Raw genomic sequence first — 17,673 nt, forward strand, 5'->3', positions numbered from 1 at the left:
AAACCCGGCGAGGGCCTTTCTCGTGACTCAGCTTCAGCGGAAGTCGCGGCCGAAGTCGTAGTCGTCCAGCGGAACCGCGGCACCGGTGCCCGTACCGAACACGTCCGGGGTGTAGTAGCCGTCGTCGTAGGACGGGATCGCGTACGCCGCGACCCGGGCCTCCTCGGTCGGCTGCACCTGGATGTTGCGGTACTTGTTGATGCCCGTACCGGCCGGGATCAGCTTACCGATGATCACGTTCTCCTTGAGGCCCACGAGCCGGTCCGAGCGGCCGTTGATGGCCGCGTCGGTCAGGACGCGCGTGGTCTCCTGGAACGACGCCGCCGACAGCCACGAGTCCGTGGTGAGGGACGCCTTCGTGATACCCATCAGCACCGGACGACCCGAAGCCGGCTCGCCGCCTTCGGCGACCGCGGCCCGGTTCGTCGCCTCGAACTTGGTCCGCTCGGGCAGCTCGCCCGGGAGGAAGTCCGTGGCACCGGAGTCGATGATCGTCACGCGGCGCAGCATCTGCCGCACGATGACCTCGATGTGCTTGTCGTGGATCGACACACCCTGCGCCCGGTACACCTTCTGGACCTCGTCCGTCAGGTGCATCTGCGCCTCGCGCGGCCCCATGACCCGCAGGACCTCGTGCGGGTCCGGCGTGCCTTCGAGCAGCTGCTGGCCGACGTTGACGTGGTCGCCGTCGCCCAGCGGGCCGTTCGGGGTGTTCGCGAGCCGCTGACGCTTGGACAGCTTGTCGAAGACGATCTCTTCGCCGCCGTCGTCCGGGATCAGCGTGATCTTCCAGAACCGCTCGCTCTCCTCGATGCGCACGCGGCCATCGACGTCGGCGATCGGCGCCTTGCCCTTCGGGACACGAGCTTCGAAGAGCTCCTGCACACGGGGCAGACCCGTCGTGATGTCGTCACCGGCGACACCACCCTGGTGGAACGTACGCATCGTCAGCTGCGTACCGGGCTCACCGATCGACTGGGCCGCGACGATACCCACGGCCTCGCCGACGTCGACGAGCTGACCGGTCGCCATCGAGCGGCCGTAGCAGGTCGCGCAGATGCCGACGGCCGACTCGCAGGTCAGCACCGAGCGGACCTTGACCTTCGAGATGCCGCTGGAGAGCAGCTTGTCGAGGGCCGGGTCGCCGATGTCGTCGCCCGCGTTCAGCACGACGTTGCCCTTGGCGTCCACCGCGTCCGTCGCGAGGTTCCGCGCGTACACGGAGGTCTCGACGTGCTGGTCGCGCAGGACCTTGCCGTCGCCGATGTCCTCGCCGATCGGCATCATGATGCCGCGGGTGGTGCCGCAGTCGACCTCGCGGACGATGACGTCCTGCGAGACGTCCACCAGACGCCGGGTCAGGTAACCCGAGTCGGCGGTCCGCAGCGCCGTGTCCGCCAGGCCCTTCCGGGCACCGTGCGTCGCGATGAAGTACTCCGCCACCGACAGGCCTTCACGGAAGTTGGCCTTGATCGGACGCGGGATGTACTCACCCTTCGGGTTGGACACCAGGCCACGCATACCGGCCAGCGACCGGACCTGCGTCATGTTGCCCGCCGCGCCCGACTTGACGATCATGGCGATCGGGTTGTCGTCCGGCAGCGCCGTCTCCATGATCTTGTGGACCTCTTCGGTGGCCTGCGTCCACACCTTGACGAGCTCGTTGTTGCGCTCGGTGTGCGACAGCTGACCACGCTGGTAGCGCTTCTCCACCTGGGAGGCCTTGCCCTCGTACTCGTCGAGGATGGCCTTCTTGCCCACCGGGGTGAGCACGTCCGAGATGGCGACGGTGACGCCCGAGCGGGTCGCCCAGTAGAAACCGGCGTCCTTCAGGCGGTCCAGCGTCTGCGCGACCTGGGTCATCGAGTACCGCTCGGCGAGGTCGTTCACGATCGCGGCCTGACGCTTCTTCGGCATCGGCTCGTTGATGAACGGGTAGTCCGCCGGCAGCAGCTCGTTGAACAGCACGCGGCCCAGGGTCGTCTCGGCCAGCCACGCCTTGCCCGGCTCCCAGCCCTTCTCCGCGAGCGCCGCTTCGTCGGCCTTGGCCGGCTGGCGGTCGGTGACGCGGATCTTGACCGGGGCGTGCAGGCTCAGCGCCTTGCGGTCGAAGGCCATGATGGCCTCGGCCGGCGACGAGTACGCGTTGCCCGCGCCCTCGGCGTCCTCGGCCAGGCGGGTCAGGTGGAACAGACCCGTGACCATGTCCAGTCGCGGCATGGCGAGCGGACGGCCCGACGCCGGCGACAGGATGTTGTTCGCCGACAGCATCAGGATCCGGGCCTCGGCCTGCGCCTCGGCCGACAGCGGCAGGTGCACCGCCATCTGGTCACCGTCGAAGTCCGCGTTGAACGCCTCGCAGACCAGCGGGTGCAGCTGGATGGCCTTGCCCTCGACCAGCTGCGGCTCGAAGGCCTGGATGCCGAGGCGGTGCAGCGTCGGCGCGCGGTTCAGCATCACCGGGTGGCCGGTGATGACCTCTTCCAGCACGTCCCACACCTGCGGCCGCGAGCGCTCCACCATCCGCTTGGCGGACTTGATGTTCTGCGCGTGGTTCAGGTCGACCAGCCGCTTCATGACGAACGGCTTGAACAGCTCGAGCGCCATGTCCTTCGGCAGACCGCACTGGTGCAGCTTCAGCTGCGGGCCGACGATGATGACCGAACGGCCCGAGTAGTCGACGCGCTTGCCGAGCAGGTTCTGGCGGAACCGGCCCTGCTTGCCCTTGAGGAGGTCGGACAGCGACTTCAGCGGCCGGTTGCCCGGGCCGGTGACCGGACGCCCGCGGCGGCCGTTGTCGAACAGCGCGTCGACGGCCTCCTGCAGCATCCGCTTCTCGTTGTTGACGATGATCTCGGGCGCGCCGAGGTCGATCAGCCGCTTGAGGCGGTTGTTGCGGTTGATCACGCGGCGGTACAGGTCGTTCAGGTCCGACGTCGCGAAGCGGCCACCGTCGAGCTGCACCATCGGGCGCAGGTCCGGCGGGATGACCGGGACGGCGTCCAGCACCATGCCGCGCGGGTCGTTGCCGGTGGCCTGGAACGCCGCGACGACCTTGAGCCGCTTCAGCGCGCGGAGCTTCTTCTGCCCCTTGCCGTTGCGGATGGTGTCGCGCAGGTTGTCGGCCTCGGCGCTGACGTCGAACTCGGTGGCCAGCTTCTGGATGGCCTCCGCGCCCATGCCGCCAGTGAAGTACTCGCCGTAGCGGTCGACGAGCTCGCGGTAGAGCAGCTCGTCGGCGATCAGCTGGCGGGTGTCGAGCTTCGTGAAGGTCGTCCAGACCTCCTCGAGGCGGTCCAGCTCGCGACCGGCGCGGTCACGCAGCTGACGCATCTCGCGCTCGCCGCCTTCCTTGACCTTGCGGCGGACGTCGGACTTGGCGCCCTCCGCCTCCAGCTCGGCCAGGTCGGCTTCCAGCTTCTGCGCGCGGGCCTCGATGTCCGCGTCGCGCTTGGTCTCGAGGTTCTTGCGCTCGACGCCGATCTCGTTCTCGAGGGTCGGCAGGTCGTTGTGGCGCAGCTCCGTGTTCACGCCCGTGATGACGTAAGCAGCGAAGTAGATGATCTTCTCGAGGTCCTTCGGCGCCAGGTCCAGCAGGTAGCCGAGGCGCGAGGGAACACCCTTGAAGTACCAGATGTGGGTGACCGGGGCGGCCAGCTCGATGTGGCCCATCCGCTCGCGGCGCACCTTGGCGCGGGTCACCTCGACGCCGCAGCGCTCACAGATGATGCCCTTGAAGCGGACGCGCTTGTACTTGCCGCAGTAGCACTCCCAGTCCCGGGTCGGACCGAAGATCTTCTCGCAGAAGAGGCCGTCCTTCTCGGGCTTGAGCGTCCGGTAGTTGATGGTCTCCGGCTTCTTGACCTCGCCGAAGGACCACTGACGGATGTCGTCAGCCGTGGCGAGACCGATGCGGAGCTCATCGAAGAAGTTGACGTCCAGCACGTCTAGATCCCCTTGGGGTTGTTTCGGCTAGAGAGGGGTGGCGGGCGAGCGAGGAGGGCCTGCGGGAGGCCGGCCCTCCTCGCTCAGCTCGCGATCAGTGCACGACGTCGTCCACCGAGGGCGACTCGTTGCGGGACAGGTTGATGCCGAGGTTCGCGGCGGCGCGCTCGAGGTCCTCGTCGTCGGAGTCGCGCATCTCGATCGCCGCACCGTCGCTGGAGAGCACCTCGACGTTGAGGCACAGCGACTGGAGCTCCTTCAGGAGCACCTTGAACGACTCCGGGATGCCCGGCTCGGGGATGTTCTCCCCCTTGACGATGGCTTCGTACACCTTGACGCGACCGACCACGTCGTCCGACTTGATCGTCAGCAGCTCCTGCAGCGTGTAGGCGGCGCCGTACGCCTGCATCGCCCAGCACTCCATCTCACCGAAGCGCTGGCCACCGAACTGCGCCTTACCACCCAGCGGCTGCTGCGTGATCATCGAGTACGGACCGGTGGAGCGGGCGTGGATCTTGTCGTCGACCAGGTGGTGCAGCTTCAGGATGTACATGTAGCCGACCGCGACCGGGTACGGGTACGGCTCGCCGGAGCGGCCGTCCAGCAGGGTCGCCTTGCCGTTCTCCTTGACCATGCGCTCGCCGTCACGGTTCGGCTTGGTCGCCCCGAGCAGCCCGGTGAGCTCCTCTTCCTTCGCGCCGTCGAACACCGGGGTGGCGGTGTTCGTGTTCGGCGCGACGTCGTAGAGCTCCTCGGACAGGTTCTTCGCCCAGTCCGGGTTGCCTTCGATCGTCCAGCCCTGCGAGGCCAGCCAGCCCAGGTGCAGCTCGAGGATCTGGCCGATGTTCATCCGTCGCGGCACACCGTGCGTGTTCAGGATGATGTCGACCGGGGTGCCGTCCTCCATGAACGGCATGTCCTCGACCGGCAGGATCTTGCCGATGACGCCCTTGTTGCCGTGGCGGCCGGCGAGCTTGTCGCCCGGCTGGATCTTGCGCTTCTGGGCCACGTAGACGCGGACCAGCTCGTTGACGCCCGGGGGCAGCTCGTCGTCGTCCTCGCGCGAGAACACGCGGATGCCGATGACCTTGCCGGTCTCGCCGTGCGGCACCTTCAGCGAGGTGTCGCGGACTTCGCGGGCCTTCTCGCCGAAGATCGCGCGGAGCAGGCGCTCTTCCGGCGTCAGCTCGGTCTCGCCCTTCGGCGTGACCTTGCCGACCAGGATGTCGCCGTCGCGGACCTCGGCACCGATCCGGATGATGCCGCGCTCGTCGAGGTCGGCCAGGACCTCCTCGGAGACGTTCGGGATGTCCCGGGTGATCTCCTCGGCGCCCAGCTTGGTGTCGCGGGCGTCGATCTCGTGCTCCTCGATGTGGATCGACGTCAAGACGTCGTCCTGCACCAGGCGCTCCGAGAGGATGATCGCGTCCTCGTAGTTGTGGCCCTCCCACGGCATGACCGCGACGAGCAGGTTCTTGCCGAGCGCCATCTCACCGTTCTCGGTGGACGGGCCGTCGGCGATGACCTGACCCTGCTCGACCCGGTCGCCCTCGTTGACGATCGGGCGGTGGTTGAAGCAGGTGCCGTGGTTCGAGCGGCGGAACTTGTACAGTCCGTAGCTCTTCCGCGTGCCGTCGTCGTGCATGATCGTGATCAGGTCCGCCGAGAGCTCCTCGACGATGCCGGCCTGCTCGGCGACGAGCACGTCACCGGCGTCGACCGCGGCGCGCAGCTCCACACCCGTGCCCACGTACGGGGCCTGGTTGCGCAGCAGCGGCACGGCCTGGCGCTGCATGTTCGCACCCATCAGGGCGCGGTTCGCGTCGTCGTGCTCGAGGAACGGGATCATCGCCGTCGCGACCGAGACCATCTGCCGCGGCGAGACGTCCATGTAGTCGATGTCGAGCGGGTCGATCAGCTCGACCTCGCCACCCTTGCGGCGGGCCATGACCCGGTCTTCCACGAAGGTGCCGTCGTCGGTGATCGGCGCGTTGGCCTGGGCCTTGACGTACCGGTCCTCTTCGTCCGCCGTCAGGTAGTCGACCTGGTCGGTGACCCGGCCCTCGACGACCTTGCGGTACGGCGTCTCGATGAAGCCGAACGGGTTGACCCGCGCGTACGAGCAGAGCGAGCCGATCAGGCCGATGTTCGGGCCTTCCGGCGTCTCGATCGGGCACATGCGGCCGTAGTGCGACGGGTGGACGTCACGGACCTCCATGCCGGCGCGCTCACGGGACAGACCACCCGGGCCGAGGGCCGACAGGCGACGCTTGTGCGTCAGGCCCGACAGCGGGTTGTTCTGGTCCATGAACTGCGACAGCTGCGAGGTGCCGAAGAACTCCTTGATCGCCGCGCCGATCGGGCGGATGTTGATCAGGGTCTGCGGCGTGATCGCCTCGACGTCCTGCGTGGTCATGCGCTCGCGCACGACCCGCTCGGTGCGGGAGAGGCCGACCCGGATCTGGTTCTGGATCAGCTCGCCGACCGTGCGCAGGCGCCGGTTGCCGAAGTGGTCGATGTCGTCGGTCTCGACCGGGATCTCGGTGCCGTTGTCGGCGTCCATCTTGTCCTCGCCGGCGTGCAGCCGGACCAGGTACTCGATGGTGGTGACGATGTCCTCTTCGGTCAGCGTCCCGGTGTCGTAGGGCGTCGACAGGCCGAGCTTCTTGTTGACCTTGTACCGGCCGACCTTGGCCAGGTCGTAGCGCTTCGCCTTGAAGAACAGGTTCTCCAGCAGGGTCTGCGCGCTCTCCTTGGTGGGGGGTTCGCCCGGGCGCAGCTTGCGGTAGATGTCGAGCAGGGCCTCGTCGGTGCCGGCCGTGTGGTCCTTTTCGAGGGTCGCCAGCAGCGTCTCCGAGAAGGAGAAGCGCTCGCGGATCGCCTCGGTGGTCCAGCCCAGCGCCTTCAGCAGCACGGTGACCGGCTGGCGGCGCTTGCGGTCGATGCGGACGCCGACGGTGTCGCGCTTGTCGACGTCGAACTCGAGCCACGCACCGCGGCTCGGGATCACGCGGACGCTGAAGACGTCCTTGTCGGTCGTCTTGTCGACGTCCTTCGAGTAGTAGACGCCCGGCGAGCGGACCAGCTGGGACACGACGACACGCTCGGTGCCGTTGATGATGAACGTGCCCTTGTCGGTCATGACCGGGAAGTCGCCCAGGAAGACCGTCTGGCTCTTGATCTCGCCCGTGTTGTTGTTGACGAACTCGGCCGTGACGAACAGCGGCGCGGCGTACGTCATGTCCTTGTCCTTGCACTCCTCGATCGAGGCCTTGACCTCGTCGAAGCGCGGGGCGGAGAAGGACAGGGACATCGAACCGGAGAAGTCCTCGATCGGGGAGATCTCGTTCAGGACCTCTTCGAGGCCGCCGACCGGGTTTTCTTCACCTTCTTCGACACGGCGTTCGAACCACGCTTCGTCCCCGGTGAACCACTGGAACGACTGGATCTGGACGTCGAGCAGGTTGGGGGTGTTGAGGGGTTCGCGAATCTTTGCGAAGGAAACCCGCTTGGGCGCGCCGGGGATTCCCGTGGACTCCGAGCGAGATTCAGCCGAGGTGGTCGCAGCAGTGGCCTGGTTCGCGGGAGAGACTGCCAAGATGCGTCCTTCCGGGGACAATGAGCGGTGACGGCCGCCATAGCAACAGCTATGAGCGACTGTCAAGGGTGCCGTGTGCCCACTATCCTAACTACCGGCTCCGGGCAGCCTGAAAGAGGGCAGCGCAAAGAGGCAGTCTAGCCCGAACGGCGCGGTCTGTCCAGGGGGCGCTCCCGATGGGGCCCAGCCTGCCTCGCGACGTCTTCAGGTATGCCTCCAGGCGAGCCGGTTGTCCCTCCCGCAAGGGCCGCCGGTTTCGCCGTCGGGAGTAAGCGTGAACCCACCGGCGCCGAGAGTCAAGATGCCACACGGGGGTCCCGCCGGTTGGCGCAGCGTTGAAGAGGTTCAGCGGAGCGTAAGCGGCCGAATATCATGCAGGTTACTGGCCGGTAGCGCCAGTAAAGTGCTTGGACCTGCGGTTCTTCCGCGGATTTCGTCGTGCGAGCTGTGCCGCACGCCACCCGGCACGGGCGGAGAAGTTCTCCACGGGGTGCTCGGGAGGGCGTCGCGGAGGGCCATTCGGGCGCCGGTTCGGGCGAGTCCCAGCGGTCACTCGTGCCCCAGGCGCCACGGAGGCCGGAAGCGGCCGCTGAACGCCGTACAAGAGCGTCCGGGTCCTCCGCACGACGAAGGGCCCCCTCCGCTCGTCTCGTGCGCGGAGAGGGCCCTTCAGCGCGTTTACTTCGTCGGGGAAGGCGGCGCGGACGACGCGGCCGGGGCCTGGGTGGCCGCCGGGACCTTCGGCGCGTTGTACGTGTCCATGTCCGTGATCTTCCACTTGTCCCCCTGCAGCTGGGCGTTCAAGTGGAGCTGGGCCGTGCCCGCCGTCGTCTTCTTCGTGTCCGTGCGGGTCGAGGTCTGGTCGACGAAGACCATCACCTTCGCCAGGTCGCCGTTCAGCATGATGACGGCGGAGCGCGTGACCTTGCAGGTCACGATCATCTTCTGCGCCGGCGCGAGCCGCTTGACCTCGCCCATCAGGGAGTTGTACTTGGCGCGGACGTCGTCGTTGGCCAGCAGGTCGTTGGCCGCGTCCTCGGTCTTCTTGATGTTGTTGAAGTCGTACGAGAACAGCGCCTCGGCCGCCTTCGAGACGGAGTCCTTGACCTGCGCCGTCTTCGCGACGTCGAGCAGCGCGGTGTTGCTGGTCGCCGAGGAGACCTGGACCTCTTCGTACTTGAACCAGAACGCCAGCCCGCCCAGCACCAGCGCCACCAGCACCAGCGCGCCCGCGACCACGTACGGCCGCGGCACCTTCGGCTTCGCCGGGTCCGCCGCCGAAGCCGCCGAAGCCGCTTCGGGGACCTCGACCTCGGACTCCTCAGTCGGCTTCGCGATGCCCGAGTCCCGCTTCTTCCGCCGCGGGGCCGGCTTCTCCGGCGCCGCCTCGGGCTGGGCGTCGACCGCCGGCTCCGCCTCGGTACCGACGGCCGCGAACACCGCCGTGTCCTCGGCGGACGGGGCCGTGTCGAGCTGCCCGCTCGCGGCTTCGAACGACTCGGGCTTGGCGGCGGGCCGGGGCACCGGGCGCGGGGCCGGCCGGGGACGCGGCTTGCGCGGCTCGGCGGGCACGGCGGGGAGCTGGCCGGTCCGCTCGGCGGCGGACTCGTCCGCCGGCTTGCGCAGACCGGCCACGCGCGGCCGGCGCGACGGCGGGGTGCTGCTGCTGCGTGGCGGCTGGCGGCGGGAGGGGGGCACTACGGGCTCCTAACGGGGTGACGCTACTGGCCGGCCGCGACGAGCGGGACGCTGTCGATGCCGGACAGCTTCCACGCGTCGCCCACGCGGGTCATCGACACTTCGAGGCGCAACGGCTTGGCGCTGCTCTTGTCACCCTGGGTGACGGTCGTGGCGATGGCGGCGAGGAAGCTGGCCTTGCCTTCGTGGTCGTCCAGCTCCTCGACGGCGATGTCCTGGACGTCCGTGGTGACCTTGGTCTTGGCGTCGGCGAGCGCCTTGCGGAACGTCGGCGCCGACTGGTCGATCTGCTGGGCCATCTTGTCGTCCGACACCGACTTCTGCCGGGCGAAGAAGCCGTCGAGGTCGGTGTAGTCGACCTCGGTGTAGGCCTTCAGCGCGTTGCCGCCCGCCTTGACGACGGCCTCGCGCGAAGCCGCCAGCTCGGCGTTGTCGTCGGCCGCCGCCGCCCACCACTGGATCCCGAAGAACGCGGCGGCGATCAGCGCGGCCAGCGCCAGCGCGCCGGCGCCGAGCACCAGGATCCGCGAGGAGGACGGCTCCTCGGCGGGCGTCGGGGTGACGTCCGCGTCGTCCTCGACGGCGGCCGGCTCGTCCGTACTCATGGCACTCCAGGGTAGGTGGCGGTCATCAAATCCACGTCAGGCGAGCCCGAGCAGCGAACCCAGGCTGTTCAGGCTGACACCCGGGCTGCCGACGATGCCCGGCACCCCGCGGGTGTCGCGCTCCTCGGCCAGCTCCTCGGCGGGCCGGTTCGCGTTGGCCGAGACGTCGGCGTCGGACGGCGCGACCGGGACCCCGCCATACGGCGCGTTCTGCGCGCCGCGGACGTTGATCGGGCTGCCCTTCGGTTCGGCACAGTACGCGTTGTCGTCCGCGGGCCGCGGCGACAGGTTGTTCCCGGTCCGGTACTGCGAGTACGGCAGGTAGCCCTTGGTGCAGGCCGGCGGGTTGAACAGGTTGAGCACCAGGCCGAGGTGGGCGGTCCCGTCACCGGGCGCGACGCTGCTCGCCGCGCCGGCCAGCGCCGGGTAGGTGACCAGGCCCTGCTCGATGCCGTCGAGCCGGGTCACGGTCAGGTTGGCCGTGGTGAGCAGGTTCGCCGTGAGCGCGCCCAGGCCGGGGCCGGACTCCTTCAGCACCTGGCTGACCTGGGCGGCCACCTGCGGCGTGATGCCGATGAGCTTGCGCAGGTCGCCGTCGGAGTTCTTCAGCGTGCCGGTGAGCTCGTTGAGGCTCTTGCTGAACGACGCGAAGTTCGCCGCCTGGTCGTTCTGCGTGTCGAGCACCTTGCCGCCCTGGTCCAGCAGCTGGATCGTCTGCGGGAGGTACTCCTGCGCGGTCGTGGTGAAGCTGCGTGCGGTGTCCAGCAGCTTCTGCAGGTCGCCGCCGGTGCCGCGGAAGGCGTCGTAGGACTCGTCGACGACCGTGCGCAGCGAGTCGACCGGGACCGACGCGGCGAGCGAGTCGAGGTCGCCGATCAGCCGGTCGGTGCTGACCGGGGTGGTCGTCTTGGCCGCCGGGATCACCGAGCCGGCCGCCAGGTACGGGCCCTTGTCGGCCTTCGGCTTCAGGTCGACGTACTGCTCGCCGACCGCCGACCGGTTGGCGACGACCGCGTCGAGGTCCGCCGGCACCTGGGGCGCCGACGGGTCGATGTTCAGGTCGGCTTCGAGCCCGGTCTGGGTCAGCCGCATCTCGCCGACCCGGCCGATGTTGTAGCCGCGGTAGGTGACTTCGGCGTTGGTGAAGATGCCGCCCGATTCGTTGAGCTGCAGCTTCACCGTGTAGCCGTCGTTGCCGAACACGGTGCCGAGCCCGGCGAACCGGATCAGCGCGTAGACGATCGCGACGACCGAAATGACCGCGAAGGCGATCAGCTGGATCTTCGTCCGGCGGATCAGCATCAGCCCGCACCTCCCGACAGGAGCCCGAAGAGATTGCCGAGGCCCGGCTGCGACTGCCCGGACTGCTGCCCGTCACCCGGGATCGGCAGTGGCGGCGGCTGGTTGGCGGGGGTGCCCTCGACGCCGCCGGTGAGCCCCGGCAGCGGGATCTGCCCGGCGAGCGCGTTCTGCCTGCTGTTGCCGAGGTTCTCGACGACGGTCTTCAGGTTCAGGTCCACCTTCGCGAACAGGTTGAAGTAGTCGCCCTTGACGCCGTTGACGGCCTGGTCGCTGAACGGGAACGTCAGCAGGATTTCGAGCGCCTTCGGCAGGTCGTTGCCCGCCTCGCCGAGCTTCTGCAGCGTCGGCGTCAGCGCCTTCAGGTCGGCGACGAGGTCCTTCTGCGACCGGTTCACGGTGTCGGTGGCGACGCCGGAGAGGTTGTCCAGCGCCTGCAGCATCGTGACCAGCTGACCGCGCTGCGACTCCAGCACGCCCAGGCCGGGCCCGAGGTTGTCGACCGCGCCGACCAGCTTGTCCTTCTGGCCGTTCAGGGTCGAGGACAGCCGGCTCAGCCCGTCGATCGCCCGGGTGATGTTGCGCGACTGCTGGTCGAGGTTCGTGACCAGCTGGTTCGCGTTGTCCAGCAGCGCCTTGATGTCCGGCTCGCGCCCGGACGTGGCGTTGTTGAGCTCCTTGGTGATGGTGTTGAGCTGGTCGACGCCACCACCGTTGAGCAGCAGCGACAACGCGCCGAGCAGCTCTTCGACCTCGACGCTGCGGTTCGTCCTGGCCAGCGGGATGGTCGCGTTGTCGGCGAGCTTGCCCTGGGCCTGGTCGTCGCCCGGCGAAGCCAGCTCGACGTACTTCTCCCCGAGCAGGCTCGACTGCTTGACGTTGGCCAGCGCGTTGGACGGCAGCTTGACGTCGCCGTTGACCTTCAGCGTGACCAGCGCGTGCCAGCCGTCCTTGGTGAGGCCGACGTTCTCGACCCGGCCGACCGGCACCTCGTTGACCTTCACCCCGGCCTGCGGGGTCAGGTCCAGCACGTCCCGGAACTCGACGTTCACCGTGTACGGGTGGTCGCCGAGGTCGGCGCCACCGGGCAGCGGCAGGTCGTAGATGCCCTTGAACGCGCAGCCGGAGAGCACCAGCGCCGACGCCGTGGCGAGCGCGCCCACGGTCAGGAGCTTCCTCACTGGCCACCTCCCGAGCCGTAGAGCTGCCCGGCGATGGGCAGCGGGAGCGGCGGCAGCTGGCCCGCCTGCAGCGCCTGGACGGTCTGGGCCAGCGACGGCAGCGGGACCAGCCCGTCGACCACGCCGGCGATGCCTTCGCACGCGCTGCCGAGCGCGTCCGGAATGCCCTTGCCGGCCTGCTTGAGCAGCCGGCAGATCATCACCAGCGGCGGCTGGGTCAGTTCGTTGAGGTTCGGCCGGGCGTCGAGCGTGCCGGACGCGCCGTTGTAGGTGTTGACCAGGTTGCTCAGGCCGACCGGGGCGACGTCGAGGATCTCGGCGAGCGAGCTGCGCTGGTCGACGAGCACCTTGGTGACCCCGGCCAGCTTGTCGACGTTGGACTTCAGCCGGTCGTGGTTGGCGTCGATGAACGACTGCACCGCGGTGAGCGTGGTGCCCAGCTGCTGCACGGTCGCGGCGAGGTTGTCCTTTTCGGACGCCAGGTAGCCGCTGACGTCGGCGAGCTGGCTCTCGAAGTTCCGGACCGACTTGTCGGAGTCGGCCAGCGTCTGCGAGAACTTGCCGAGGTTCTCCACCGTGGAGAACAGGTCGTCCTTGTTGCCGGCCAGCGTCCCGGCCGCCTGGCCGAGCTTGGTGATCGTGTCGTGCAGGGCCTGCCCGTTGCCGTCGACGTTGGCCGCCGCGGTGGTCAGCAGGTTCGACAGCGACCCGTTCTTGTTGGCGCCGTTCGGGCCGAGGGTCTCGCTGACCCTGGCCAGGCTGGAGGCGAGCTGGTCGACCTCGAGCGGCACCTCGGTGCGGTCGAGGCCGATGACCGCGCCGTCGGAGATCCGGGGGCCGCCGGTGTAGGCCGGGGCGAGCTGCACGTACCGGTCCGACACCAGCGACGGCGCCACGATGAGCGCCTTCGCGTCGGCCGGGACGGCGACCGAGCGGTCGTACTCGAGCTCGACCTTCACCTGGTTGCCCATCGGCTGGATCTTGGTGACCGTGCCCATGTCGACGCCGAGCATCCGCACGCTGTTGCCCTCGTACAGGCCGACGGCGCCGGCGAAGTACGCCGTCACGTGGTTCCGGCCGGCGTCCTTCAGGGTCCACCAGATCCCGCCGGCGACGACGAGCGCGAGGACGATCGCGATGGTGAAGCCCTTGGTCAGGGTCTGGCCGAAGCGGGTGTCACTCATTTCGTGTAGCACCCCTCTTCGTTGATCGGGCCGAACGACGGCAGCAGCAGGCCGCAGATGTAGTTGTCGAACCAGCGCCCGTTGCCGATGGTGTTGGTGAAGACGCGGATGAACGGCGCGAACTTCTTGATGCCGTCGGCGAGGGAGTCCTGGTTGCGCTGCAGCATCGAGGTGAGCTGGTCCAGCGACGTCAGCACCGGGTCGAGCTGCTTGTCGTTGTCGTCGATCAGGCCCTGCAGCTGCGTCGCAAGCTCACGCGAGCCGTCGAGCAGCGCCGTGATCGCTTCTTCGCGCTTGGACAGCTCGTCCAGCAGCTTGTTGCCGTCGGTGAGCAGCTTCTGCACCTCGGCGTCGCGGTCGACCAGCGTCTGCGACACCTCGCGGGTGTTCGCCAGCAGGTTGGACAGCTGCTGGTCGCGCGAAGCGATGGTGTCCGACAGCTTCGACAGGCCCGAGAGCGCGCCCTTCACGTCTTGCGGCGTGTTGGCGAAGGTCTGCGAGATGGTGTCGAAGCTCTGCGCCAGCTGCTGGGTGTCGATGTTGTCGACGGTCTCGGAGAGCCCGCGGAAGGCGTCGAGCACGTCGTACGGAGCCATCGTGCGGTCCCGCGGGATCGCCGTGCCCGGGTTGAGCGCGCCCTGGCCCTGCGGGTCCAGCGACAGGTACTTCTGGCCGAGCAGCGTCTTGATCTTGATCGCGGCGCTGGTCCGGTCGCCCAGCCAGGCGTCCTTGACCTTGAACGACACCTTGACCGATGCGCCGTCGAGCTCGATGTCGCTGACCTTGCCGACCTTGACGCCGGCGACCCGGACGTCGTTGTCCTTCTGCAGCCCGGAGGCTTCGCTGAACTCGGCGGAGTAGGTGGTGCCGCCGCCGATCACCGGCAGGTCGTCGGAGTTGAGCGCGGCGAGGAAGCCGAGCCCGAGCACGACGATGCCGACCAGTGCGATCGGGACGGGGTTGCGCTTCTGGAAGGACTTCATCCCTTGCACCTCGCCCGGTTGGCCGGGATCAGGGGCAGGGCGACGTCGTTGATCAGCGGCGGCAAGCTGACGCTCCCGGTGAACTCGCAGGCGTAGAAGTTGAACCAGGAGCCGTAGTCCGCGGTGCGGGTCAGCGTGCTCACCTTGGTGGGCAGGAACTGGATGAAGTGCTCCAGCTCCGGTTCGTTCTTGTTGAGCTTGTCGGTGAGCGACCCGAGCGCGCTGATGTCGTTCTTCAGCGGCTCGCGGACCTCGCTGAGCAGCCCGGACGTCGTCTGGGCGAGGTTGCCGAGGCTCTCGATCGCGTCGCCGATCGGCTTGCGGTCGGCGGCGAGGCCGGAGGTCAGCTGCTGCAGCTTGACGATCAGGTCGTTGAGCTGCGGCGTGTGCGCGTTGACCGTGTCGAGGACCGAGTTGAGGTTGTCGATGACCTCGCCGATGACTTGGTCCTTGTTCGCGATCGTGGTGGCCAGCGACGCGGTGTGCGAAAGCAGGCTCTCGACGGTGCCGCCCTCGCCCTGCAGGACCTGGATGACCTCGTACGACAGCTTGTTGACGTCGTCCGGGTTGAGCGCGGTGAACAGCGGCTTGAAGCCGTTGAACAGCTCGGTCAGGTCCAGCGCCGGCGTGGTCCGCTCCAGCGGGATGGTGCCGCCGGGGCCGAGCGTCTTGCCCCCGCTGTTCTCGCCTTCACCGAGGGAGACGTAGCGCTGGCCGACGAGGTTGCGGAACTTGATCTGCGCGGTCACCCCGGCCGGCAGCTGCCGGCCGGCGTCGACCTCGAACTCGACCTCGGCCTGGCGCTTGTCGACGATCTTGACGTCCTTGACCTGCCCGACCCGGACGCCGGCGATGCGGACGTCGTCGTTGGGCAGCAGGAGCGTCGCGTCGGTGAAGCGCGCCTTGTAGGCGTTGGTGCTGGTGGTGTTGATGTTGGCGATGCTGATCCCGAGGATCGTCGTGAGCACCACGGTGACGACCACGAAGACGCCGAGCTTGATCAGCGGTGCGAGCAGGCCCCTCACTTGACCGTCACCTCCGCGCCCCGGTACAGCGGGCCGACGAGCAGGGCGCTCCAGCCCGGGACGTCCGCCGCGTTCATGCCCAGCTGCGGGCCGAGCAGGTCGGCCAGGAAGCCCTGTTCCGCGCTCGAGTACGCCAGGTCACCGGCACCCGCGCCGTTGCCGGCCGCGTCGGCCTTGAACTTGGCCGGGTTGAGCCCCTCGCCGACCGTCTTCGGCGCGGCCTGGTGCTTGGTCCCGTCCTGGAAGGCGCCGTCCGGCGGCTCGGACGGGAACGGCTTCGGGATGTCCTTCATGTCGTAGCAGCGCGGCCCGCGCTTGTCCTCGAACCGCGGCTCTTCCTTGCCCGCCTGGTACGGCGCGCGCGGCACGATGATCTCGATAGTGGCGTGCAGGCCGGGCTGGTCGGTGCCCTTGCCGAGCGCCTGGTCGATCAGCGGCACGTTCCGGGCCATCTGGGAGATGACGCAGGGGTACTCCGGCGCGTACTTCGCCAGCAGCTCGGCCGTCGGCCGGGCGGTGTCGGCGAGGGAGATGATGTTCTCCTTGTTGTTCTGCAGGAACGTCTGCAGGTCGGTCGACGCCTGGGTGAGGCTGCCGTAGAGGTTCGACAGGTTCTGCTGCTGGTCGACCACGGTCCGGGTGGTCGTGCTCAGGTTGTCGAGGCTCTGCACCAGGTCCGGCGCGGCATCCTTCAGGTGGTCCGAGAACTCCGCGAGCGCCTTGAGGTTGTGCTGCAGCTCCGGCTCGTGCGGGTTCAGCTCGCCGATGTAGGTCCCCAGCTGCGTCAGCGTGTCGCCGAGCTGGTCGCCGCGGCCCTGCAGCGCGGTGGAGATCGCGGTGAGCGTCGCGGACAGCTTCTGCGGCTGCACCGCCTGCAGCACCGGCATCAGGTGTTCGAACGCCTGGTCCAGCTCGACCGCGTTCGACGTGCGGTCCTGCGGGATGACGTCACCGCTGGCGATCGTCTTCGCCGACGGGTCCTTCGGGATCTCCAGCGAGACGAACCGCTCGCCGAAGAGCGTCTTCGGCAGGAACCGCGCGGAGACGTTCTCCGGGATCAGCTTCGCCGACTCCGGCTTGAGCGCCAGCGTCAGCTCCGCGCCTTCGGCGGTGGCGGTGATGTCCTCGACCGAGCCGACGATCAGGCCGCGCACCTTGACGTCGGACTGCTTGATCAGCTGGTTGCCGATCTTGTCGGCCTGGAGCTTGACCGTGACGACCGGCGTGAACGCCTTGTCGTAGAGCGCGATGGACAGCGCCACCCCGCCGACCATCACGGCGATGAGCAGCAGGCCGAGCAGCCTGCGTCGGAGCGTCCTCATCCCGCGATCCTTACCGTGACGTCGGTTCCCCAGATGGCGAAGCCGATGAAGAAGTTCATGATCGACACCGTGACGATGGAGAGCCGCACGGCCTTGCCGACGGCCACGCCCACGCCGGCCGGGCCGCCGGTCGCCCGGTACCCGAAGTAGCAGTGGGACAGGATGATCAAGACGCTGAACAACAGCACCTTGATGAACGAATACAGCACGTCCTGCGGTGGTAAGAACAGGTCGAAGTAGTGGTCGTAGGTCCCGGCCGACTGGTTGTAGATGTAGATGACGACCAGTCTCGACGCGAGGTACGAGCTCAGCAGGCCGATGATGTAGAGCGGGATGACCGCGACGAACCCGGCGATGATCCGCGTCGTCACCAGGTACGGCAGGCTCGGCACGCCCATGACTTCCAGCGCGTCGATCTCCTCGGAGATCCGCATGGCGCCCAGCTGCGCGGTGAAGCCGGCGCCGACCGTGGCGCTCAGGGCGAGGCCGGCGACCAGCGGGGCGATCTCCCGGGTGTTGAAGAACGCGGTCAGGAAGCCGGTGAAGGCCGACGTCCCGATCGAGTTCAGCGCCGAGTAGCCCTGGAGGCCGACGAGGACACCGGTGAACAGCGTCAGGCCGACCATCACGCCGACCGTGCCGCCGATGACCGCGAGCGAACCGGACCCGAAGCTCACCTCGGCCAGCAGCCGGAGGACCTCTTTGGTGTACCGGCGCAGCGTCCGCGGCGTCCACAGCAGCGCACGGCCGTAGAACGACATCTGGTCACCCAAGGTGTCCAGTGTCTGGAGCGGACGGTTGGCGACGCGTTTCGCGCCCTGGAGGAACGTCAT

At 68.2% G+C, this 17,673-nt stretch carries 11 protein-coding genes; all 11 read right to left on the minus strand.

Features of this window, described 5'->3' with window-relative positions:
* Positions 1 to 33: 33 nt before the first annotated feature.
* The 11 genes from SD460_RS02835 to SD460_RS02885 all read right to left on the minus strand — a co-directional run bounded on the left by SD460_RS02835 (position 34) and on the right by SD460_RS02885 (position 17,673).
* Entirely contained in the window at positions 34 to 3,945 is a 3,912-nt protein-coding gene (locus SD460_RS02835) for a DNA-directed RNA polymerase subunit beta' (protein ID WP_318305891.1), read from the minus strand.
* Positions 3,946 to 4,039: 94 nt separating this feature from the next.
* Positions 4,040 to 7,543, minus strand: coding sequence for a DNA-directed RNA polymerase subunit beta (gene rpoB, locus SD460_RS02840; RefSeq protein WP_290060804.1), 3,504 nt, complete (start codon positions 7,541 to 7,543; stop codon positions 4,040 to 4,042).
* A 678-nt stretch (positions 7,544 to 8,221) separates the two neighbouring features.
* Positions 8,222 to 9,178: a hypothetical protein gene (locus SD460_RS02845; protein WP_318306536.1), complete on the minus strand. Its 957-nt coding sequence runs from the start codon at positions 9,176 to 9,178 to the stop codon at positions 8,222 to 8,224.
* A gap of 86 nt (positions 9,179 to 9,264) precedes the next feature.
* A complete protein-coding gene (locus tag SD460_RS02850; protein WP_290059961.1) occupies positions 9,265 to 9,846 on the minus strand; it encodes a hypothetical protein in 582 nt (193 codons plus the stop codon).
* Positions 9,847 to 9,882: 36 nt separating this feature from the next.
* Positions 9,883 to 11,148 (minus strand): MCE family protein, encoded by a 1,266-nt coding sequence (locus SD460_RS02855; protein ID WP_290059962.1) that lies wholly within the window; start codon positions 11,146 to 11,148, stop codon positions 9,883 to 9,885.
* Positions 11,148 to 12,326: an MCE family protein gene (locus SD460_RS02860; RefSeq protein WP_290059963.1), complete on the minus strand. Its 1,179-nt coding sequence runs from the start codon at positions 12,324 to 12,326 to the stop codon at positions 11,148 to 11,150. Before SD460_RS02860 ends, SD460_RS02855 begins: the two co-directional genes overlap by 1 nt.
* On the minus strand, positions 12,323 to 13,510 hold the full coding sequence (locus SD460_RS02865; protein ID WP_290059964.1) for an MCE family protein: 1,188 nt from the start codon (positions 13,508 to 13,510) through the stop codon (positions 12,323 to 12,325). The genes SD460_RS02860 and SD460_RS02865 overlap by 4 nt, the downstream gene beginning before the upstream one ends.
* Positions 13,507 to 14,493, minus strand: a complete 987-nt coding sequence (locus tag SD460_RS02870) for an MCE family protein (protein ID WP_290059965.1) — start codon at positions 14,491 to 14,493, stop codon at positions 13,507 to 13,509. Before SD460_RS02870 ends, SD460_RS02865 begins: the two co-directional genes overlap by 4 nt.
* Complete coding sequence (locus SD460_RS02875) at positions 14,490 to 15,518, minus strand: MCE family protein (RefSeq protein ID WP_290059966.1); 1,029 nt, start codon at positions 15,516 to 15,518, stop codon at positions 14,490 to 14,492. Before SD460_RS02875 ends, SD460_RS02870 begins: the two co-directional genes overlap by 4 nt.
* Positions 15,515 to 16,840: an MCE family protein gene (locus SD460_RS02880; RefSeq protein WP_290059967.1), complete on the minus strand. Its 1,326-nt coding sequence runs from the start codon at positions 16,838 to 16,840 to the stop codon at positions 15,515 to 15,517. The genes SD460_RS02875 and SD460_RS02880 overlap by 4 nt, the downstream gene beginning before the upstream one ends.
* Positions 16,837 to 17,673 carry an MlaE family ABC transporter permease gene (locus SD460_RS02885; protein ID WP_003060266.1) on the minus strand — a complete coding sequence of 279 codons (837 nt, stop codon included), beginning with the start codon at positions 17,671 to 17,673 and terminating at the stop codon, positions 16,837 to 16,839. The genes SD460_RS02880 and SD460_RS02885 overlap by 4 nt, the downstream gene beginning before the upstream one ends.

The organism is Amycolatopsis solani (genome assembly GCF_033441515.1).
Taxonomy (GTDB): Bacteria; Actinomycetota; Actinomycetes; order Mycobacteriales; family Pseudonocardiaceae; genus Amycolatopsis; species Amycolatopsis solani.